Origin of the sequence: Microbispora sp. ZYX-F-249 (assembly GCF_039649665.1) — a bacterium.
Classification (GTDB): Bacteria; Actinomycetota; Actinomycetes; order Streptosporangiales; family Streptosporangiaceae; genus Microbispora; species Microbispora maris.
The window spans coordinates 40,470-61,246 of the sequence record NZ_JBDJAW010000026.1 but is presented as its reverse complement, the minus strand read 5'-3'; the positions used below and the strand labels follow the sequence as shown (position 1 = coordinate 61,246).

At 71.6% G+C, this 20,777-nt stretch carries 21 protein-coding genes; 12 read left to right on the top strand and 9 right to left on the bottom strand.

Annotated features, from left to right (window positions below):
• Positions 1 to 579 carry an RNA polymerase sigma factor gene (locus AAH991_RS27125; RefSeq protein WP_346228737.1) on the bottom strand — a complete coding sequence of 193 codons (579 nt, stop codon included), beginning with the start codon at positions 577 to 579 and terminating at the stop codon, positions 1 to 3.
• A gap of 139 nt (positions 580 to 718) precedes the next feature.
• On the opposite strand from AAH991_RS27125, the gene AAH991_RS27120 reads away from it, so the two are divergent.
• Both AAH991_RS27120 and AAH991_RS27115 read left to right on the top strand, forming a co-directional pair.
• A complete protein-coding gene (locus AAH991_RS27120) occupies positions 719 to 1,366 on the top strand; it encodes a PadR family transcriptional regulator (RefSeq protein WP_346228736.1) in 648 nt (215 codons plus the stop codon).
• 168 nt (positions 1,367 to 1,534) lie between these two features.
• Positions 1,535 to 2,194 (top strand): class I SAM-dependent methyltransferase, encoded by a 660-nt coding sequence (locus AAH991_RS27115; protein WP_346228735.1) that lies wholly within the window; start codon positions 1,535 to 1,537, stop codon positions 2,192 to 2,194.
• A 48-nt stretch (positions 2,195 to 2,242) separates the two neighbouring features.
• On the opposite strand, the gene AAH991_RS27110 is transcribed toward AAH991_RS27115, so the two are convergent.
• The 3 genes from AAH991_RS27110 to AAH991_RS27100 all read right to left on the bottom strand — a co-directional run bounded on the left by AAH991_RS27110 (position 2,243) and on the right by AAH991_RS27100 (position 5,006).
• Entirely contained in the window at positions 2,243 to 2,755 is a 513-nt protein-coding gene (locus tag AAH991_RS27110; protein WP_346228734.1) for an SRPBCC family protein, read from the bottom strand.
• A 92-nt stretch (positions 2,756 to 2,847) separates the two neighbouring features.
• Positions 2,848 to 4,077: an MFS transporter gene (locus tag AAH991_RS27105; protein ID WP_346228733.1), complete on the bottom strand. Its 1,230-nt coding sequence runs from the start codon at positions 4,075 to 4,077 to the stop codon at positions 2,848 to 2,850.
• A gap of 131 nt (positions 4,078 to 4,208) precedes the next feature.
• Entirely contained in the window at positions 4,209 to 5,006 is a 798-nt protein-coding gene (locus AAH991_RS27100; RefSeq protein WP_346228732.1) for a glycerophosphodiester phosphodiesterase, read from the bottom strand.
• 406 nt (positions 5,007 to 5,412) lie between these two features.
• Between AAH991_RS27100 and AAH991_RS27095 the strand changes: the two genes are divergently transcribed.
• From AAH991_RS27095 to AAH991_RS27075, 5 genes are all read left to right on the top strand, one after another.
• Positions 5,413 to 6,891 (top strand): SpoIIE family protein phosphatase, encoded by a 1,479-nt coding sequence (locus AAH991_RS27095; protein ID WP_346228731.1) that lies wholly within the window; start codon positions 5,413 to 5,415, stop codon positions 6,889 to 6,891.
• Positions 6,891 to 7,274: an STAS domain-containing protein gene (locus tag AAH991_RS27090; RefSeq protein WP_346228730.1), complete on the top strand. Its 384-nt coding sequence runs from the start codon at positions 6,891 to 6,893 to the stop codon at positions 7,272 to 7,274. Before AAH991_RS27095 ends, AAH991_RS27090 begins: the two co-directional genes overlap by 1 nt.
• 110 nt (positions 7,275 to 7,384) lie before the next feature.
• On the top strand, positions 7,385 to 7,861 hold the full coding sequence (locus AAH991_RS27085; protein WP_346228729.1) for a hypothetical protein: 477 nt from the start codon (positions 7,385 to 7,387) through the stop codon (positions 7,859 to 7,861).
• Positions 7,858 to 9,033, top strand: a complete 1,176-nt coding sequence (locus AAH991_RS27080) for a zinc-dependent alcohol dehydrogenase (protein WP_346228728.1) — start codon at positions 7,858 to 7,860, stop codon at positions 9,031 to 9,033. The genes AAH991_RS27085 and AAH991_RS27080 overlap by 4 nt, the downstream gene beginning before the upstream one ends.
• 437 nt (positions 9,034 to 9,470) lie before the next feature.
• The gene (locus AAH991_RS27075) at positions 9,471 to 11,732 is read left to right on the top strand and encodes a HelD family protein (RefSeq protein WP_346228727.1); all 2,262 of its coding nucleotides are present in this window, start codon (positions 9,471 to 9,473) and stop codon (positions 11,730 to 11,732) included.
• 235 nt (positions 11,733 to 11,967) lie between these two features.
• On the opposite strand, the gene AAH991_RS27070 is transcribed toward AAH991_RS27075, so the two are convergent.
• On the bottom strand, positions 11,968 to 12,468 hold the full coding sequence (locus tag AAH991_RS27070) for a hypothetical protein (protein ID WP_346228726.1): 501 nt from the start codon (positions 12,466 to 12,468) through the stop codon (positions 11,968 to 11,970).
• A gap of 139 nt (positions 12,469 to 12,607) precedes the next feature.
• On the opposite strand from AAH991_RS27070, the gene AAH991_RS27065 reads away from it, so the two are divergent.
• Positions 12,608 to 13,141, top strand: a complete 534-nt coding sequence (locus AAH991_RS27065; protein WP_346228725.1) for a peptidylprolyl isomerase — start codon at positions 12,608 to 12,610, stop codon at positions 13,139 to 13,141.
• 117 nt (positions 13,142 to 13,258) lie between these two features.
• A complete protein-coding gene (locus AAH991_RS27060; RefSeq protein ID WP_346228724.1) occupies positions 13,259 to 14,122 on the top strand; it encodes a rhomboid family intramembrane serine protease in 864 nt (287 codons plus the stop codon).
• Here AAH991_RS27060 and AAH991_RS27055 read toward each other — a convergent pair.
• A complete protein-coding gene (locus AAH991_RS27055) occupies positions 14,115 to 14,828 on the bottom strand; it encodes a TetR/AcrR family transcriptional regulator (protein ID WP_346228723.1) in 714 nt (237 codons plus the stop codon). The genes AAH991_RS27060 and AAH991_RS27055 overlap by 8 nt on opposite strands.
• A gap of 113 nt (positions 14,829 to 14,941) precedes the next feature.
• Here AAH991_RS27055 and AAH991_RS27050 point away from each other — a divergent pair, with 113 nt between their 5' ends.
• Both AAH991_RS27050 and AAH991_RS27045 read left to right on the top strand, forming a co-directional pair.
• Entirely contained in the window at positions 14,942 to 15,676 is a 735-nt protein-coding gene (locus AAH991_RS27050) for an SDR family oxidoreductase (protein WP_346228722.1), read from the top strand.
• 47 nt (positions 15,677 to 15,723) lie between these two features.
• Entirely contained in the window at positions 15,724 to 15,930 is a 207-nt protein-coding gene (locus AAH991_RS27045; RefSeq protein WP_346228721.1) for a 4-oxalocrotonate tautomerase family protein, read from the top strand.
• Positions 15,931 to 16,071: 141 nt separating this feature from the next.
• Here AAH991_RS27045 and AAH991_RS27040 read toward each other — a convergent pair whose 3' ends face one another.
• Complete coding sequence (locus AAH991_RS27040; protein ID WP_169983986.1) at positions 16,072 to 16,317, bottom strand: cell division protein CrgA; 246 nt, start codon at positions 16,315 to 16,317, stop codon at positions 16,072 to 16,074.
• 196 nt (positions 16,318 to 16,513) lie between these two features.
• Between AAH991_RS27040 and AAH991_RS27035 the strand changes: the two genes are divergently transcribed.
• Positions 16,514 to 17,092, top strand: coding sequence for an anthranilate synthase component II (locus AAH991_RS27035; protein ID WP_346228720.1), 579 nt, complete (start codon positions 16,514 to 16,516; stop codon positions 17,090 to 17,092).
• A 170-nt stretch (positions 17,093 to 17,262) separates the two neighbouring features.
• Here AAH991_RS27035 and pknB read toward each other — a convergent pair whose 3' ends face one another.
• Both pknB and AAH991_RS27025 read right to left on the bottom strand, forming a co-directional pair.
• Positions 17,263 to 19,197 carry a Stk1 family PASTA domain-containing Ser/Thr kinase gene (gene pknB / locus AAH991_RS27030; protein ID WP_346228719.1) on the bottom strand — a complete coding sequence of 645 codons (1,935 nt, stop codon included), beginning with the start codon at positions 19,195 to 19,197 and terminating at the stop codon, positions 17,263 to 17,265.
• 67 nt (positions 19,198 to 19,264) lie between these two features.
• On the bottom strand, positions 19,265 to 20,770 hold the full coding sequence (locus tag AAH991_RS27025) for a serine/threonine-protein kinase (protein ID WP_346228718.1): 1,506 nt from the start codon (positions 20,768 to 20,770) through the stop codon (positions 19,265 to 19,267).
• Positions 20,771 to 20,777 lie beyond the last annotated feature (7 nt).

Genomic DNA, 20,777 nt, shown 5'->3' with positions numbered 1-20,777 from the left:
TCACTCCTCGTCCCGCAGCGGATTGGTGTGGCCGAGCGCCTCGCGCACCTTGCGGCGGGCCCGGTTCAGGCGTGAGCGCACCGTGCCCACGGGGATGCCCAGGGCCTGCGCCACCTCGTCGTACGACAGGTCGGCCCAGGCGATGAGCAGCAGGACGTCGCGGTCGCCCTTCGGCAGGCGCGCGAGCGCGGCGGCGAGCAGCGGGCGCACGGCCGTCGCGCGCACGCCGTCCTCGACCCGTTCGGCGGGGGACTCCGCGACGTCGTCGACAGGACTGCGGGTGAGCGCGCGGTAGCGGGCGGCCTCGTCGCGGTGGTGCCGGGAGACGAGCTTGCTGACGATGCCGAACAGCCAGGGACGGGCGTCCGGACGGGTGAGGTCGTAGCGGTCCCGGCGCCGGAACGCGACGAGGAACGTCTCGCCCACCAGGTCCTCGGCGACCTCCGGGCCGAGGCGGCGGGACACGTAGCGGTAGAGCATCGCCGCGTAGCGGTCGAACAGCGCCGCGAACGCCTCGGGCCGCGCCCTGGACTCGGCGATCAGGTCCGCGTCCTGGCGTGGGGTGGCAAGGGGGATCATCAACGACACCATGGCATCGAGCCGGAACCTAACCCTCGGGGATCTGACGGTCCTGTCTCTCCACTCGTGCCGCCGGGAGTTCACGGGCGCTACTCGCCGACGTATACTCGCATACGAGTATCAGGATGGGGTGAGGGAAATGGCCGGACGGCGCAAGGTGAACAACCTGCTGGGCCTGGCCGTGCTCGCCACCGTCGTCGAGCGGCCGATGCATCCGTACGAGATGGCCACGCTGATCCGCGCCCGCGGCAAGGACCGGGACATGGGCGTCAAGTGGGGCTCGCTCTACACGGTCGTGCGCAACCTGGAGAAACACGGGTTCCTGGCCGTGGAGGGGACCGTGCGCGAGGGGGCGCACCCCGAGCGCACGATCTACCGCATCACCGACGCCGGGCGGGCGGAGCTGACCGACTGGGCGCGCGACCTGATCGCGACGCCGGAGCGGGAGCAGTCACGGTTCCTGGCCGGTCTGTCGGTGGGCGCCGTGCTCCCGCCGGACGAGCTGGCCGGCCTGCTGCGCCGGCGGCTGGCCCTGCTGGACAAGGACATCGCCGCCCAGCGGGAGATGCTCGACACGGCACGCCGGGAGGTGCCGCGGCTGTTCCTCGTGGAGGCGGAGTACGAACTCGCCGTCCGCGAGGCCGAGGCGTCCTGGGTCCGCTCCTTCCTGGAGGAGCTGACCACGGGGTCGTTCCCCGGCCTTGACCTGTGGCGGGCCTGGCACGAGTCCGGGCGGATGCCGCCGGAGGCGGCCGATCTGGTGGAAAGGGGCCGCACGAAGGACTGAACCGTCGGAAGACGGACCCCGGCGAGGTGCGGGAACACCGGCCGGGGTCCGTGACCTCCGAACCGAAACCGCGGGCGGAATCCGGCCGGAAGGTGGCAACCGCAAGGATAGCCGGGCTCCCTCCGCGGGCCGGTTCGGACACGCATGATCCGGAACCGGAGGAGAACCATGGAAAAGATCACGAAGACCCAGGCGCCCGGCATGGAGGGCGCGATGGCGCGGTGGTACGCGCGGCAGCGCGCCTCGGCGCCCCAGATCGCCCTCGTACGGCGGTACGCCGCACAGGTCACCGCGGGACTGCCGGCCGGGGCGGCCGTCCTGGAGGTGGCTCCCGGGCCCGGTTACCTGGCCGTCGAGATGGCACGGCTCGGCTTCGCCGTGACCGCGCTCGACCTGAGCCGCACGTTCGTGGAGATCGCGGCGGACAACGCCCGGCGGGCGGGGGTGCGCGTCGACGTGCGGCAGGGCGACGCCGCCGACCTCCCCTTCCCCGGCGGCTCGTTCGACCTGGTCGTCTGCCAGGCCGCGTTCAAGAACTTCGGGCGGCCCGTCCGCGCGCTGGACGAGATGCACCGGGTGCTGCGTCCCGGTGGCGCCGCGGTGGTGCACGACATGAGCAGGGAGGCGTCCCGGGCCGACATCGACGACGAGGTCAGGCGAATGGGCCTGACGCCGCTGAACTCCGTCCTGACCAGGATGCCGCTGCTTATGCTGCGCCGCCGCGCCTACTCCCGCGACCTGTTCGCCCGCCTCGCCGCCGAGAGCGCGTTCGGCACGTGCGAGATCCGCACGGCGGGGATCTCCACCGAGGTCCGGCTGACGAAGTAGGCCCCGGGAGCCCGGGGTGGGGTTGCGGCCCCCGCCCCGGGCGTCCGGTCAGACGTACGCGGCGGTCATCGCGTCGAGCGTCTCGGTCATGTGCTTGCGCAGCTCCTCGAGGCGTACGTCGAGGATGATCGGCGCGATCTCCGGGTGGCTGAGGATCATCTCGCGCAGGCCGCTGTGCCCCGGGCCGTGCACGAAGCTGTGCCGCACCCGGGTCTGGCCGGGAAGGTCGCCGGGTTCGAGGTCGTAGCGCCAGAACGACGAAGGGCGCTCCGGGTCGGCGGCGCGGTCGAGCACCACCCACGCGAACGAGCGCTGGGGCTCGACCTCGGTCACCACGCAGTTCACCGTCCAGACCCGGCCCTCGCGGCGGTTGCGCCCCTCGAAGCGGGTCCCCACGGCGACCGGTCCCTCGCCGCCGTCGAGCAGGGCGGTGTGCTCGCACTCGGGGCTCCACTCGCTCACCCGGTGGACGGCGGTGATCAGGTCCCACAACCGCTCCCGAGGCATGTCGACGACGACCTCGAGGTCCACCCGCGCGCCGGTGATGCCGTAGTCCTCCATGCTGACCTCCGTATGCGGCGTCCCGTCCCTCTCACCATGGACCAACGGCGCGCCGGTGAACAGACCGGCCGTTATCGCAGAATGCGCGTTTCTCAGGACACGGTCGCGACGGACGCGGGCTCCTCGTCGGGGACCCGCAGCCCGCGTACGCCGGGGGCCAGGAGCGCGGCCAGCGTGACCAGCACGATGATCGTCCCGCAGGCGACCAGCGCCGGCCGCGGCCCGACCGCGATCGCCGCCGGCCCGGCCAGCAGCAGCCCGAGCGGCCCGAACATCAGGGACCCGAGCGCGTCGTAGGAGCTCACCCGCGACAGCGACTCGGCCGGGATCTCGCGCTGCATGGTGGTCTGCCACAGCACGCCGAAGATGTCGAAGCACACGCCCATGACGAACGCGCCGCCGACGACCGTCCACAGCGGCGCGCTCATGCCGAGGAGCAGGTACGGCAGAGCCGTGGGCAGGGTGACGAGCGTCCCGATCAGGATGGGCCGCCGCGGCCGCAGCCGCAGCGTGACGACCACCCCGACGATCATGCCGACGGCCTCGCCCGCCAGGACCGCCGACCAGGCGGGCGCTCCGCCGAGCGACTCCTTGGCGACCAGCGGCCCGAGCACGCCGTGGGCGGCCTGCAACGCCATGACCAGGATCGAGAACTGGGCGACGACCACCCACAGCCACTGCCGGGAGACGAACTCGCGCCACCCGGCCCGCAGGTCGGCCAGCACCGAGTGCCCGCCGGCCGAGGTCCGCTCGGCGGGGGTGAGCCGCAGCAGCGTGATCAGCGCGCCGGCCGTGGCGAACATCGCCCCGCTGACGGCCAGCGCCCATCCCGCGCCGAGCAGCACCACGGCGGCGCCGCTCAGCACCAGGCCGGCGACCCGGGAGATGTTCTGTCCCAGTCCCAGCAGGGCGTTGGCGGTCTGCAGCCGGTCGGCCGGCACGACGTCGGGGATGATGCCGGTCAGAGCGGGGAACAGGATCGCGGTCGCGATGCCGCTCACCGCGCTCGCGATCACCAGCGCGGGCAGCGGTGTCCATCCCGTCAGCATCATCGCGGCCAGGCAGAAGTACGCCAGCGCGTTGATCGACTCCCCCGCCGTCATGACCCGGTGGCGCGGCAGCCGGTCGGCTATCACCCCGCCCACCAGCATGAAGAGCACCATCGGCAACGCTTCGGCGGTGAGCACGGCCGACAGCGTCCTGCCGTCCGCGCCCGGGAGGCCGAGCACGCCGAAGGCGAGGGCCACCGGCGCGAAGGAGGTGCCGAGCACGGAGATCGTCCGGGCCGCCAGCAGCAGGGCGAACCGCCGATCCCTGAGCATGCCGAGATCATGGCGGAAGCCAGGCATGAGAGAACTCCGGATGACGTGGAACACGACGAGGGGGACACTCCATCGTGCCGTCCCCTCTCGTGCGCGTCACCTCATTTATGCCGTGGATCTATGCCGTGTATCTATGCCGTGGGCGCGTCGGCGGCGAAGGGGGTGGGATGTCGGCGGCATCTGCCGCCGAGCCAGGCGCGGTAGTCCGGGGTGTGACTGGTCATCACGCTGGTGGGGGCCTCGTCGAGCACGGTCTGCCACCGCGGCACGTTCAGCTGCCAGGGAGGTGGTGGCTCGTCCCACATGACGCCGTCGGTCCACTTCGCCGCCGAGCCCCGCAGATGCCCGGGCAGCCGGTCGGCGAGCTCCGCCTTGATCCACTGGTCCCGCGAGTAGACGAGGATCGGCTGGGCGTCCTGCCGTTCGACGACCGGGTCGACGATCTCCCGCCACGCGGAGGGTCCGTACGCCGGATCGGCCAGGACGGGCGCCGCGGACTTCTTGATCTCGAGCAGCGCGACCAGCCCCCGGGCGCGGACGTGGTCGAGCCACTCCCGCAGCGTCGGCACACGCTCGCCCGCGTACGGGCCGCGGGCGACGCGGCGGTCCCGCAGGTTGCCCGGCCCGTCGGCCCACCAGGTCTCGCGGATCTCCTGCCGGGGGCCGGTCAGGCCGTTGGTCGTCCTGTTGTGCCACATGACGGCCTTCGCGCCCCGCTTCGTGAGCTGGACATCGGCCTCCACGCCGTCGGCGCCCCACGACCACTGGTCGTCGACCGCCCGCAGCACGTTGGGCTGACGGATCGCGTCCTTCATCTTGGCCCCGGCGCTCTTCGGGTAGCCGCCGTGACCGAAGACCAGCGGGCACGGCGGCAGGTCCGCGGCGGGCGCGGGAGCGGCGAGCACCGCGACCGCGAGGGTCAGCGCCATACCCGCACCTGCCCCGGTCATCGTTCCTCCCGATTGCCGGCCAGCAGGCATTGTGCGCGGTCTCGGGGAGGACGGGCGACCGGGCACAAGGCCACAAATGGTAAAAAATTCCTCAAGTTTCCACGATCCGGCAAAGGACGTGTGCCCAGGGCGGAGGGCGGAACGTGACGGAACACCGCCGGGATGCCAAAGGGCGTCCAGCACCTATCCTCGGCTGTGGCAGGTAACCTCATCGGGAAGGCAAGAGCGATCCTCCCTACTGTCCGCTCTTGCGGATGCCTTGCGAAAGGTGGCCGGCGGATCGATGAGCGGAGGTGATCGCATTCTGCGGCTTACTCCAGTGAGCGGCCCGTCTGTCGACCAGGGCGCGTCGTCTGTCGAAGCGATGGCCGGGCTGGTGCAAGCCATGCTTGATGCGATTTCCATCCAGGGTGTCTGGCTGGTGCCCATCCGCGACAAGGCCGGCGCGATCGCCGATTTCGAAGTGCTCGCGGCCAGTCCCGGGGCGAGGGACGTCCGCGATCGGACCGGCAAGGAGCTCGTCGGCCTGCGCACGCTCGAGGCGTATCCGGGCGTCGGCGGTTCCCCGCTGTGGGACGCCTATCTCCGTGTCATGGAGACGGGGGAACCCGAGGACGTCGATCCCTACGTCCATCGGGAGAGTGGGGACGGCGTCGCTCACCTGTCCACCTACGGCATCCGCCTCGCCCGGCTGCACGGCGGCCTGTTCGCCTCCTGGGTGCGCCACGACAGGGAGGAGCGCCTGTCGGCCCGGCTGCTCCACACCGAGCGCCTGGGCCACCTCGGGTGGGGGCACTGGAGCCTCATCACCGGCGAGGCCGAGTGGTCGGACCAGCTCTACGTCATTCATGGGCGCGACCCGGCCGAGGGGCCGTTCGCGCTGGAGCACTACCGCGAGATCGCCCACCCCGACGACGTGCCGATCGTCGAGCACGCGCTCACGACGCTGACCAGCAGCGGCGGGCCGCACGAGTTCGAGGTCCGTATCCGCGTCGGCGACGAATACCGGCACGTCAGGGCCACGGCCGAGGTCAGCAGGGATGCGAACGGGCGGCCCGTCGAGATCCACGGCGTCGTGCAGGACGTGACCGACTGGCGCAGGACCGCCGACGAGCTCGCCGAGGTCACCCAGCGGCTGGAGGAGGAGTCGCAGCTCACCGCGCGACTGCAGAGCATCATCCTGCCCGTGCAGGACGCGGTGCCCGGACTGCAGATCGGTGTGCGTTACTTCCCCGCCGAGACCGCTCCGCTGGGCGGCGACTGGTACCAGGCCATCCACCTCGACCACGGGGAGGCGCTGCTTGCCGTGGGCGACGTCGCCGGGCACGGCCTGGCCGCCGCCTCCGCGATGGCCAAACTGCGGCACGCGATCACCGGGCTGGCCTTCGCCGACCACGACCCGGCCCAGATCCTCGTGGCGCTGAACCGGCTGCTGCGGCGGATGCGGCCCGACGTGCTGGCGACGTCGGTGGTGGCCCGCTACCGGACCAAGGACCGCACGCTGCAGTGGACACACGCGGGTCACCCGCCGATGCTGCTGGTCCGGGGGAGCAAGGTCCACCGGCTGCTGCACCCGGGCGTGCTGCTCGGCGTCTTCGAGGACGTGAGCTACAGCTGCGCCGAGATCCGGCTGGAGCCGGACGATCTGCTCCTCATGTTCACCGACGGTCTTATCGAGCGGCCGGGCCGGGACCTGTTCGAGGGCCTGGACATCCTCAGCGCCGCGATCGCCGAGACAGTGCCGAAGGTGCCACCGCAGGATCGCGTCGCGGCGGTGATGGAGGCTCTGGCCCCGAGCAACACCGGCGACGACACCTGCATTCTGGTCGCGCGCATTCTGCCGAACTCCACGGAAGTGTCCTGATGTCTGATCTGCACAACATCTCGACAGCCGAGACCACGTTCGCCGCCGAGAGCAGTGGAAGCATCGGACTGCTGACGGTGCGGGGGACCCTCGACTTCACCACTCACGAGGTGGCCACCGAATTCCTCGACAAGGCCTTCGCCCATTTCGGGCCGTACCTCGTGGTGAACCTGCTCGACCTGGACTTCCTCGACTCCAGGGCGACGGGCCTGCTGGTCAACTGCTGGAAGCGCGCGCTGGACGAGGGCGGCTGGCTGGGCCTCGTCGCGGTCGAGCAGGGTGCGGCCCGCGCGTTGTGGATCACCGGGCTGGCCTCCCACGTCCCGGTCTTCCCCACCGTCGCGGACGCTCTCGCCGCCGCGCCGTCCCGCGACGCGGAGTAGCCCGCCGGCCCGCCATACCGCGATCGACTTCCTCAGCTGCCGCCAGGGGCGGGTAGAGCCCCGGAGCCGGGGGTAGCACCCGAGGAGTCGGCCGTGGAGGGGGCGAAGTCATGAAACGTCTCGTTGCCGGAGCGGCGGCCCTCGCCGCCGCGGGCCTGGGAGCGGCTCGATGGGCGGCCTCGCGCAGGCGTGTGCCGGCCGCGGCGAAAGACCCCCTGGAGTCGAGCCGCTGGCTCGGCGTCACGGTCAACCGGCCGCCGGACGAGGTCGCCCCGGGCGGGCACCTGCCGGATCCGCTGGCCCGGGTGGACGCCGAGGTGCGGATGAACCGGGCGCCGGGCGACCGGGGCACGGAGATCTACGCCCGGCCGAGGGAGCACCGCGCCGGCGCCGACGGCGTCCTCGCCCGGCTGCGGGGCGACGACCCCCGTACGGCGGTCCGTACGGCGCTGCGAGAGACGAAGTCCCTGCTGGAGACCGGCGACGTGCTGCGGTCGGACGAGGAGCTCGCCACGACCAGGCCGACGATGCCGGGCAAGGTGCTCGACATGGCGCTGGGACGCGCGGCGGAGGGGGGACGGCTGTGAAGGCGCTGTGCTGGCAGGGCGTGAACGAGCTGTCGGTCGAGCAGGTGCCCGACCCCGCGATCCTCAACGCCCAGGACGCGATCGTGAAGGTGACGGCGAGCACCACCTGTGGTTCCGACCTTCACCTGCTCGGCGGATACATCCCCGCGATGCGGGCCGGAGACGTCATCGGGCACGAGTTCATCGGCGAGATCGTCGACGTCGGCCCCGAGGTGAACAACCACCGCGTGGGCGACCGCGTCGTGGTCTGCTCCATCATCGGATGCGGCCGCTGCTGGGCCTGCCGGCACGACCAGTGGTCGCTGTGCGAGAACAGCAACCCCAAGCCGGGCGTCACGGACCTGATGTGGGGAGGCACGACCGCCGGCATCTTCGGCTACTCCCACGCCATGGGCGGCTTCCGGGGCAGCCACGCCGAGTACATCCGCGTTCCGTTCGTCGACTACAACGCGTTCACCGTCCCCGAGGGCATCTCGGACCTCGACGCGCTGTTCGCCTCCGACGCGGCCCCGACCGGCTGGATGGGCGCCGAGCTCGGCGGCGTGAAGCCGGGAGACGTGGTCGCCGTGTGGGGGTGCGGCGGCGTCGGCCAGATGGCCGCCCGGGCCGCCATGCTGCTCGGCGCCGAGCGGGTCATCGCGATCGACCGCTACCCGGAACGCCTCGCCATGACCGCCCGCCACGTCGGCTGCGAGGTGATCGACTACACGAGCACCGACGTGACCGCCGAGCTGCGCGAGCGCACCGGCGGCCGGGGCCCGGACGTGTGCGTCGAGGCCGTCGGCATGGAAGCCGACAGCACCGGGATCCAGCGCGTGTACGACGGGATCAAGCAGCAGCTCCGCCTGGAGCAGGACCGCCCGATCGCGGTACGCGAGGCGATCCACGCCTGCCGCAAGGGCGGCTCGGTGTTCGTGCTGGGGGTCTTCGCCGGGTTCGTGGACAAGTTCCCGCTCGGCGCGCTGATGAACAAGGGCCTGACGCTGCGGGGCGCGCAGCAGCACGGCCAGCGGTACATCCCGAAGCTCCTCGACCGGATCGCGAAGGGCGACCTGAAGACCTCCTACCTCGCGACGCACACGATGACGCTCGACGAGGGGCCGAGGGGCTACGACATGTTCAAGCACAAGAAGGACGGTTGCGTCCGCGCCGTCTTCCGCCCCTGGGCGTGACGTGAGGGGTCGCCCGCCGCCCCGAGGTGGGGCGGCGGGCGGGTGATCTCAGCGTACGGCTGGGGCGGCCAGCCGTTCCGCCTCATGGTGCAGTGCCTCGATCAGGACGAGCTCCAGGCGGAGTTCGTCGTCCACGAGGCCTTCGAGGACGTCCATCCGGGCCTCCTTGTTTCCAAAGACGTCCCGCGGCACGCGGCGGTTGACCATGGCGCGACGCGAATCCGGATGGAACGAGGCAAGATCTCCAGCCGGCCGCGCCGGACCTCGGCTACCCAGAACGGACGCGCCATCACTCACATCCGTCACAAAAGTCTCGGAAAACAAAAAATCCACCCCAAAGCGGAGTGGAGATCGAGGCATGCGCGTGCGATGCCTTATAGTGAGAGGTTCCCTGGTTATCTGCAAACAGACACCCTCACTAGGAGTTTATCACAGCAATGGGTGACCGTCAATCCGACTCCGCGCGCACCGAAGCCCTGCGAATCGAACAGTCCTACGTCTCCATGCTGTACGACCGTCTCGACATCGCCCGTGAACGGGCCGAGCACGGCATGCGCGAGGCCCTGGCCCGCGGCGGCACGGGCACCCGGCAGGCCGTCGTGGAGCGGGATGTGAGGGCGTCCGAGCACGCCCGCCGCCTCGCGCAACTGTCGGCCGTCGAACGCGGCCTGTGCTTCGGCCGCATCGACGACGCCGGCGGCGAGAGCCTCTACATCGGCCGCATCGGGTTGCGCGACGACGACCACACGTCCGTGCTCGTCGACTGGCGGGCCCCCGCCGCCCGTCCCTTCTACGTCGCCACCCCCGGCGACCCGGGCGCCCTCGTACGCCGCCGTCACCTGCACACGCGGCACCGCGAGGTCGTGGGCATCGACGACGAGGTCTTCGACCTCGACCGGATGGCCGACGGAGACCGTCGTACGCTCGTCGGCGAGGCCGCGCTGCTCGCGGCGCTGCGCCGCGGGCGCACCGGACGCATGGGCGAGGTCGTCGCCACCATCCAGCGCGAGCAGGACCGGGTGATCCGCTCCGGCCTGGCCGGCGCGCTCGTCGTGCAGGGCGGTCCGGGCACGGGCAAGACCGTCGCCGCCCTGCACCGCGCGGCGTACCTGCTCTACACGCACCGCGACACGCTGGAGCGTCGCGGCGTGCTCGTCATCGGTCCCAACGCGACGTTCTCCCGTTACATCAGCCAGGTGCTGCCCGCGCTGGGCGAGACGCAGGTGGTGCTGACGAGCATGGGCGGGCTCCATCCCGGGGTACGGGCCACCGCCGAGGACGAGCCGGCCGCCGCCGTCGTCAAGGGCGACCCGCGCATGGCCCGGGTGGTCGAGGAGGCGGTGCGCGACCGCCAGCGCGTGCCGGAGGGCGACCTGGAGGTGAGGATCCCCGTCCGGACGTCGGTACGCGGTGGCGTGGAGGTGGTGGTCGAGGAGATGCCGCTGCGGGTGGACCACGCCACCTGTCTGCGGGCCCGGGACCGTGCCCGCGGCCTGCGGCGTCAGCACAACATCGCCCGGTGGACGTTCGTGGACCGGATGCTGCGGGCACTGGCCCTCGACGAGGCGGCACGGCTCGACCGGCCGCTGGAGGACGGCGACCTGAAGTACGCCGCCACGACCCTGTGGGAGCACCGGGCGGTGCGCGACGCGCTCGACTCCCTGTGGCCGGAGATCACCCCGGAGCGGCTTGTCCGCGAGCTCCTGTCGGATGAGGAACGGCTGCGCGCGGCGGCCGGGCCGTACCTGACGGAGGAGGAACGCGCGCTCCTGCTGCGGCCCCGCGAGGCGCCGTGGACGGTCGGCGACGTCCCCCTGCTGGACGAGGCCGCCGAACTGCTCGGCGAGTACGACTACGGGGCCGGGGCCAGGCGGCGCCGCGCGGAGGAGGAGCGGCGCGAGGAGGAACTGTACGCCCGGGAAGTGCTGACGATCACCGACGTCGACCCCGTGCTCGACGCGGCCCTGCTGGCCGGCCGCAACCGCGACGACGGGGCGTACGTGACGACCGCGGACCGGGCCGCCCGTGACCGCACCTGGGCGTACGGGCACGTGATCGTGGACGAGGCGCAGGAGCTGTCGGCGATGGCGTGGCGGACGGTGATGCGACGGGTCCCGGCCCGCTCCCTCACGGTGGTCGGCGACATCGCCCAGACCGGCTCGGCCGCCGGCGCGCGCTCCTGGGGCGAGATGCTCGACCCCTATGTGCAGGGACGCTGGCGGGAGGAGCGCCTGCTGGTCAACTACCGGACGCCGACCGAGATCATGGAGGTAGCCGCCGACGTGCTGCGCGCCGTGGCGCCCGGGGAGGAGCCGCCCGAGTCGGTCCGGTTCGGCGGCGCCCGCCCCCGCGCCGTGCCCGTCGCCGGGACCGACCTGCGGCTGCTCGTGGAGGCGGAGCTGCGCGAGATCGGAGAGGGACGGGTCGGCGTCGTCACGCCGGACGCCCGGCACGCGGAGGTCGCCGCGCTGTTCCCCGAGGCCGTCGACCCCCTGGACAGCCCGGTCGCCGTCCTCACCGTACGGAGCTCCAAGGGCCTGGAGTTCGACGCCGTGGTGGTCGTCGACCCCGAGGGCATCTTGAGCCAGTCGCCCAACGGCGGCCAGGACCTGTACGTCGCCATCACCCGGGCGACCCGTCGGCTCACCGTGCTCTACGAGGACCGCCTGCCCGCCATGCTCCACCGCTTGGCCGTCTGACCGTGCCTCCGGCACGACCCCGCCGGGAGTGAGCGCCCCGACGAGTGACGCGGGTAACACCGAGCGAGCCGGAGGGGCGCGCCGGTGTCTGGACTGAGGAGCGCGCGCAGCGAGGAACGAGCGAGCACGTGACGAGGGAAGACACCGGGAGTGAGCGCCCCGACGAGTGACGCGGGAGACACAGTACGGCCGGCGTGGGGGACGCCGGCCGTACCGGGTGGCTGTGAGGGATTGGCTAGGGCATTTTTCCCGAGATTTCGTCGGCGGCCTTGTCGGCCTTCTCGCCGACTTCCCCGGCCTTGTCTCCGACCCACTTGCTGGCGTCGGAGCCGGTGTGCCGCATGCTCTCCCGCATCGTCTCGGTCCAGCGCTGGGCGTTGTTCCGGTACATCGCCACACCGACCGCGCCGATCGCGACGCCGCTCAGCAACGCGAGGACCGGCCAGCGCCGGCGCGTCTTCTTGGTGCTGGACACGTCGATGCGACGAGCCATCTCGGTCAGGAACGCGCTCACGATCGGCGCGATCTGCTCCTCGACCGACTGTGCCGCCTGGTCGAGCTTCGGCGCCGCCCAGACCCTGGCGTCCTCGATCCGGTGCGTCGCGAGATCCCGGGCGGTCTCCGCCACCGGGCTCATCCGGCCGCCGGCTCTCCTCGCCTGGTCTCTCATCCTGCTCAGCCACGTCTGCGGGATGACCACCTCGGCGCGGCGCCTTCTGTTCATTGTCAGGGACACGATCAACCTCCCCAATCGACGGGGCCCCGGAACGACCCCTTCCCGCATGGTCGCCGCTCAATCACGAGCAGTGCTTGAAGGCATGCTCGATACCCTGTTCACGGACAACAAACACGATCAGACAAAGGGGGCGGCCCTCGTGGCTGACAACCTCATCGCGAATCTGCGCACGAACCACGGCACGATCCGCGTCCAGCTTTTCCCCAACAAGGCGCCGAAGACCGTGCGCAACTTCGTCGAACTCGCCGAGGGCACCCGGGAGTGGACCCACCCGGAGACCGGCGAGAAGCAGACGAACGTCAAGCTCTACGACGGCACGATCTTCCACCGGGTCATCAGCGGCTTCATGATCCAGGGCGGCGACCCGCTCGGTCAGGGCGTCGGCGGCCCCGGCTACAGCTTCGACGACGAGATCCACCCGGAGAACCAGTTCAACCGGCCCTACCTGCTCGCCATGGCGAACGCGGGCAAGCGGTTCGGCAAGGGCACCAACGGCTCCCAGTTCTTCATCACGGTGAGCCCGCAGCCGCACCTCAACCAGGGGCACACGATCTTCGGCGAGGTGATCGAGGGCACCGAGGTGGTCGACGCCATCGCCAAGGCCCCCACCGGCCGCAACGACCGTCCGGTGAACGACGTGGTGCTCGAAGAGGTCACCATCGAGCGGTCCTGACGCCGCAACGTCCGATCCCGGCGCCCCGGCCGCAGCGAACGCGCGGCCGGGGCGTTCCCGGCTTATAGGCTGGCTCGTGGATGCGCTCCCGCACAGGGACACGCCAGGAAGGACCCCATGACCTCCCAGCCTCCGCCGCCCCCGCAGCCGGGGGCGCAAGCCGTACCCACCTGCTATCGGCACCCCGACCGCGAGACCTACGTCCGCTGCCAGCGCTGCGAGCGCCCGATTTGCCCGGACTGCATGCGGGATGCGGCGGTCGGTCACCAGTGCCCCGAGTGCGTCCGTGAGGGCAACCGGGAGGTGCGGCAGGCCCGCGCCACGTTCGGCGGCGCCGCCGTCGCCACGCCCCGCGTCACGTGGACGCTGCTGGTTCTCAACGTGCTCGCGTACGCGGCCGAGGTCCTGCGCCCGGACGAGGTCGTCCAGCGGTTCGCGATGTGGTCGCTCGGCGTCCATCTGGGCGAGTGGTGGCGCCTGATCACCAGTGCTTTCCTGCACGCCCCGCCGCCGTCCTTCTGGCACATCCTGTTCAACATGTGGGCGCTCTACGCCCTCGGCCCCGAGCTGGAGCGCAGGCTCGGCTCGGGCCGGTTCGCCGCGCTCTATCTGTTGTCGGCTCTGGGCGGCTCGGTCGCCATCTACCTGTTCGGCACGTCGGCCGTCGGCGCGTCCGGCGCCATCTACGGCCTGTTCGGCGCGTTGTTCGTCGTGGCCCGCAGGCTCGGGTACGACGCGCGCGGCGTTCTCTGGCTGATCGGCATCAACGTGGTGCTGACGTTCGTCGTGCCCGGCATCAGCTGGCAGGGCCATCTGGGCGGCCTCGTGGCCGGCGCGATCGTCGCGGCGGGCTTCGCCTACGCGCCGCGCCGCAACCGCGCCCTCGTGCAGTTCGGCGTCGCCGCGGCCGTGCTGGTGGCGCTGGTCCTGCTCGTCACCATGCTCCCGCCGTACGGTCTGCTGCAGGGCGCCCTCACCTGACGTCGCTCGCGCCGGGCCGCGTGATGCGGTCGAGCCAGCGCAGCAGCAGGGCGGTCTCGACCGGCTCCAGGGCCTCGGTGCCCGCGAGGTCGAGCTGCGCGCGCAGGCGCAGCGCGGCCTCGCGCAGGGGGTCGCCGTCGTCCCGCGTGGTCGTCTCGGTGAGCACGTGCGCGAACACGGCGTCACGCATGCGGTGCGACACCGCGGGGTCGTCGAAGCGCTCCGGACCGGCGATGTGATCGAGGGCGGTGCCGACGCTCGCGGACAGGATCAGCCGGGCGGCGACGCGCGGCTCGACCTTCAGCGCGCCGATCGCCGCGCACCGTACGAGCGTGGCCTCCAGGAGGTCGAACACCCGGTCGCGAGCCGTGGAGTGGGACCACGGCCTCGGAGTGAACATGAGCTGGTAGAGGGCGGGGTTCTCCCGCGCGAAAGCCATGTGCCCGTCCCAGCCGGCCCGCAGGTCGGTCACCGGGTCGGCCGTCTGCTCCTGTGCGGCCTTGAGCGCGGCGTAGCGCTCGTACCCGTGGTCGGCGACGGCGTCGAGGAGCCCCCGCTTGTCGCCGAACAGCCGGTAGAGCACTGGCTGGGTCACGCCGACGGCCTCACAGACCGCCCGCGTGGCGATGTCGTTGTCGGACGACGACGCCAGTTGCTTCTCGGCGGCCTCGATCATCGCCGCGCGTAGGGACTCCGCACCTGCCATGTAACCATGGTACGGACTTCCGCTAGCGCCGATACGCAGTTCGTGCTAGCGTCTGGTCTCGTAACGCCGATACGTACACCACGTATCGGCGATATTGACAAGGGAGTTCTCCAATGAGTGATCAGCGCGTGGCCGTCGTCACCGGCGGCTCCCGCGGGATCGGCCGGGCCGTCGCGACGACGCTCGCCGCACGCGGTCTCGCCGTCGTCGCGGGTTACCAGGGATCGTCCTCGGCGGCGGGCGAGGTGGTTGACGCGATCACGTCGGCCGGCGGCCGGGCGATCGCGGCCCGGGCGGACGTCGCCGACGAGAACGCGGTCGCGGCGATGTTCGACGCGGCGGAGAAGGAGTTCGGCGGAATCGACGTCGTCGTCAACTCGGCGGGGCGCCTGTCGCTGTCCCCGATCGCGGATCTCGACCTCGCCGACCTGGACGCCCTGCACCGGACCAACATCCGGGGCACCTTCGTGATGGCGCGGGAGGCCGCGCGCCGCGTGCGCGACGGCGGCGCGATCATCACGATGTCCACGTCCGTCGTGGGCCTGCAACTGCCCAACTACGGCGCGTACGTCGCCAGCAAGGGCGCCGTCGAGGCGATGACCCTCGTGCTCGCCCGCGAGCTGCGGGGGCGGGACGTCACCGTCAACGCGGTCGCGCCCGGACCGACCGCGACCGAACTGTTCTTCGAGGGCAAGGACGAGGCCACGATCGAGCGGATGGCCAAGCAGCCCCCGCTGGAACGGCTCGGCACCCCGGAGGACATCGCGGAGGTCGTCGCCTTCCTGGCGAGCCCCGCGGGGCACTGGGTCAACGGGCAAATCGTGCGTGCCAACGGCGGCATCGTCTGACGCCGCCGGGCCGCCTCACTTCAGACCGACATCACCGGAGGTAACACATGCCGTTCGCCAACCTCAAGGTGCCCGCCGGCACCCTGACCACCGAGTCCAAGAAGAAGCTCATCGACGCCGTCACCGACGCGTACGCCGCCGTGTACGGCGAGCGGGCCCGGGCGACCACGTTGGTCCTCGTCGAGGAGGTCGCCGACGGCGGCTGGGGCCTCGGCGGCAACGTCCTCACCGCCGAGATGCTCGGTCGCAGCTGAGCCTCTCCGGGGCCGGACCGGACGCTCCGCGCACCGGTCCGGCCCGGACCGCACGTCAGGTCCGGACGGCCCGAGCCCGTTCGGTCACGAGTTGCCCACAGGCTGTGGATAAAGACTGTGGAAAGTTTTTGGGAAAGTGCTCTAGCGCCACTTCGTGGAGAGCACGACGCCGACGATGATGAGCCCGAACCCGATCAGCAGGTTCCAGTTCTGCAGGCTGGAGATCCCCGGCACGTTCGGCGCGATGTAGTAGACCGCGATCCAGGCGATACCGATGATCCAGGTGGCCACCATGACGGGGGCGAGCCAACGGGGGCTGACCTTCACCGTCTGCGCCTTCTGCGGCGGGGTGTAGACGGCCTTCTTGCGAGTCTTCGACTTGGGCACGGGAGTGTCTCCTGGTGGGTACCCGCGCGGTCGTGCGGGCTGGTGTCAATAGCGTAATCGCTGTGGCGGTGAAGTCCCGAGCAAGGATAGTCGGCCCGGACCCCGCCGGGCGATCCCCCACGAGGGATTGCCGTACGCTGAAAGTCCGATTTTCGCCCTGCAACGTCCAGCCACGCCGGTCAAGCGGGAGACACCTATGAGCCCGACCAGGGTTCTCGTGGTCGACAATCACGACAGCTTCGTGCACACGATCGTGCAGTATCTGCGCGGTCTGGGCGCCGACTGCGACGTGCGGCCGCGTGACCACGTCGTCGTGGACGACGCCGACGGCTTCGACGCCGTGCTCGTGTCCCCCGGGCCCGGCACGCCGGAGGCGGCGGGGGTGTCGGTGCCCCTCGTCCGGCACTGCGCCGAGCGCGGCCTGCCGCTGCTCGGAGTCTGCCTCGGCCACCAGGCCATCGCCGTGGCGTACGGGGCCGTGGTGGAGCGCGCGCCGGAGCTCATGCACGGCCGCACCAGCCTGATCTCCCACGACGGACGGGGCGTGTTCCGCGAGCTCCCCTCGCCGGTCACGATGACGCGCTACCACTCGCTCGCCGTGGTCCCGGGCACCGTGCCGGACCCGCTGGAGGTGACGGCCACGACGCCCGACGGCGTCATCATGGGCCTGCGCCACCGTGCGGCGCCCGTCGAGGGCGTGCAGTTCCACCCCGAGTCGGTGGTGTCCGAGCACGGCCACCGGCTGCTCGGAAATTGGCTCGCGCAGATCGTGTAACGCTTTCCGCTCCTGTTACGACTACAAGAGTGAGGGCTTCCGCCATTGCCCCCGAGTGGCGGAAGCCCTTCCTCATGTCCACGCCGGGACGCCGTACGCCGTGCCCGGCGGCCCCCCGGAAACGCCGACGGCGGCCACCGCCTCGCGATGACCGCCGTCCGCCCGTGTCGTCAGTTGCCGAACGGGTTGTCCCCGCCCTCTCCCGGCGGTCCGACCTGGACGCTGTCGCCGCCCCCACCGTCACCGGTGCCGTCGCCGCCGTCTCCCGTGCCGTCACCGGTGCCGGTGCCCGTTCCGTCGCCGGTGCCGTCCGTCGGCGTGTCGCCGGTCGGCTGCTGGGTCGGCGGCTGCTCCTGCGAGGGGCCGCTGGAGACCGTGAGCGTGATCGTGGTGCCGGGGTTGAGCTTGGCCCCGGGCTGCGGCGCCTGGTCGATGACGTTGCCCTCCGGCACCGTGTCGCTCGGCTGCGGCGAGGTCTTGACCTTGAAGCCGGCGCCTTCCAGCGTCTGCTTCGCGTCGTCGACCGTCAGCCCGACCACGCTCGGGACCTCGGTCATCTCCTTGGGCACGTACAGCGTGACCAGGGCGCCCTTCTCGACCTTCTCACCCGGCTTGGGCTTGGTGTCGAACACCTGGCCCTGCGGCTTGGTGGAGGCCTTCGGCACGATGCTGACCTTGAGCTCCAGTGCCTCCAGCTCGGCCCTCGCCTCCTCCGGCGACTTGCCGAGCACGGTCTCCGGGATGACGACCTTCTCCTGGCCCTTGGAGACGACGACGGTGACCGTGGACCCCGGGTCGGCCTGCTCGCCCCCGGCGGGATCGGTGCTCACGACGGCCCCCTTGGGCACGTCGCCGTTGAACTCCTCCGGCCCGAAGGCGACCTTGAACCCGGCCGCCTTCAACGCCTGCTCGGCCGCGGCCTTGGTCTGGTTGGTCACCGACGGCACCTCGACCTTGTCGGCCGCGGAGGAGCCGCCGGACCCGAGGAACTTGTAGCCGACACCGATCATCGCGCCGATGACCAGCAGCGGGATGAGGATCCACAGGGCCGTCTTCAGCGCGTTGTTGCCGCCGCCGTTGCTGCGCCGCCGGCCGTCGTACCTGCCGCCGCCGCGCTCCTCCTGGGCGTACTCGTAGTCGGGGATGGCGCGGGTGTTCTGGGTCATGGGGGCGCCGCCGGCCGTGGTCATCGTCCGCGTGCGGTCCGCCCCGCCGTACCCGTTGTACTGCTGGGTGGCCATCGCCATCGTCTGCGGGTCGACCGGCATGCCGGACAGCGCCCGCTGGATGTCTCCGCGCATCTCGGCGGCGCTCTGGTAGCGCTGGACCGGGTCCTTGGCCATCGCCTTGAGCACGATCGCGTCGGCCCACTGCGGGATCTCCGGGTCGATCCGGGACGGCGGGATGGGGTCCTCCCGCACGTGCTGGTAGGCGATCGCCACGGGGGAGTCGCCGGTGAAGGGCGGCTGGCCGGTGAGCAGCTCGTACAGCACGCAGCCGGTCGAGTAGATGTCGCTGCGCGCGTCGACGCGCTCGCCGCGGGCCTGCTCGGGGGACAGGTACTGCGCGGTGCCGATCACCTGGGCGGTCTGGGTCATCGTGGCGGCGGAGTCGGCCATCGCCCGGGCGATGCCGAAGTCCATGACCTTGACCTCGCCGTTGACCGTCAACATGATGTTGGCCGGCTTGATGTCCCGGTGGACGATGCCGCCCCGGTGGCTGTAGTCCAGCGCCCGCAGGATGCCGTCCACCAGCTCCATCGCCCGCTCGGGCAGCAGCCGCCGGTCGGCGCGCAGCAGGTCGCGCAGCGTCCGCCCGTCGACGAACTCCATCACGATGTACGGCACGGGGGTGGCGTCCATCATGTCCTCGCCGGTGTCGTACACGGCGATGATCGACGGGTGGTTGAGCGAGGCGGCGGACTGCGCCTCACGCCGGAAGCGCGCCTGGAAGGTGTGGTCCCTGGCGAGGTCGGAGCGGAGCGTCTTGATGGCGACGACACGGTCCAGGCGGATGTCCCGGGCGCGATACACCTCGGCCATGCCGCCACGCCCCACGACGCCATCGAGCTCGTAGCGTCCGCCGAGAAGTCGTGGCTGAGTCATTTCCTGCACTGTCCCTTGCCGTTCATCTTGGGGTGCCGCCGGTCTCCATCATCGACCCCTCTCCTCATCACTCCCCCTCATCCGGAGGGCTCGTGTCGTCGGGTGGGGCTTCCGTCGGGAGCGGAGTCTCATCGGTTTCCGGGGCCGAGGTGGACGTCGGAGTCGGGGTCGAGGTCGGGGACGAAGCCGGTGTGGGCGACTGGGTTGTCGATGGTGCCGACCTGCTTACGGTAGCCGACGGAACGGCGCTCGGCTCGGCCGACGTCGCCACAGGAGACGGCCGATGCGTCCGCGGAACCTCTGACCTGTGCGTACGTGCCGGCGACGGCGATGGCGACGGCGAGGACGACGGTGTGACGGGCGCGGCGGTCTCGCCCGGGTCCGGCGGCGCTTCGCCGGTCCGGGCGGCGGTGAAGGCCAAAACCCCGATGCCGACCGCGGCGGCACAGCCGGCCGTCGCGAGGAGCAGGGTCGCCGGACGGCGGCGCCGCCCCCCGGCGGGTCCGGCGGGTCCGTCGGGGCCGCCCGGGCGCCGCGTACGGGCGCCGGGGACGCCGGCGGGAGCCCTGCGCGGGGCGGCCGGGGCCGGGCTCAGCGGCGCGGTGGCGCCGGGACGCGGGGCGCCGGCCGCGGGCTCACCCAGGGGCGCCGTCAGGCCGGGCGCGGCCGGAGGGATGGTGCGGCCCGCACCCCCGCCTGCCGCGGGGAAGCCCTGCGGGTCGGTCAGCGACCCGAGGACCGCCGTCGAGGCCGCCGTGCCCGCGAGCGTCTCACGCAGCACCCGCACCCTGTCGAGGAGCACCGCCCCGGTCTCGGGCCGCGCGGCGGGGTCCTTGGCCAGCATGGCCATGACGAGGGCCGCCACCGGCGCGGGCACGGTCCCGGGCAGCGGCGGGGGCGTGTCATTGAGGTGCCGCAGCGCCAGCGCCACCGGGGTCTCCGCCGTGAACGGCGGACGGCCCGCGAGGCACTCGTAGGCCACCACCCCGAGCGAGTAGACGTCGCTCGCCGGGGTCAGGGCCGTGCCGGACGCCTGCTCCGGGCTCACGTACTGGGCGGTGCCGAGGATCAGGCCGGTCGCGGTCAGCGGCGCCGCCTCCAGCGCGCGGGCGATGCCGAAGTCGGTGATCTTGACCTGCCCGGCCTCGGTGACGAGCAGGTTGCCGGGCTTGACGTCGCGGTGGATCACCCCGGCCCGGTGCGCGGCGTACAGGCCCCGGGCGGCCTGCTGGACGACGTCGAGCGTGACGTCCGGCCCGAGCGCGCCGTTGCGGGCGAGGATGGCCGACAGCGGCTCGCCCCGCACCAGCTCCATCACGAGGTAGGCGAGGCCGTCGGTCTCGCCGTAGTCGAAGACCTGGGCGATGCCGGGGTCGGTCAGGGCGGCGGTGATCCTGGCCTCGGAGCGGAACCGGTCACGGAAGGTGGCGTCGTCCGCGACGTGGCGGCCGAGCAGCTTGATCGCCACCTCCCGGCCGAGCAGTTCGTCGTCGGCCCGCCAGACCTCGCCCATGCCGCCCGCGGCGATGGGGGAGGTCAGCCGGTATCGCCCGCCGAGCACCGTGTCGTTCATGCGTCCG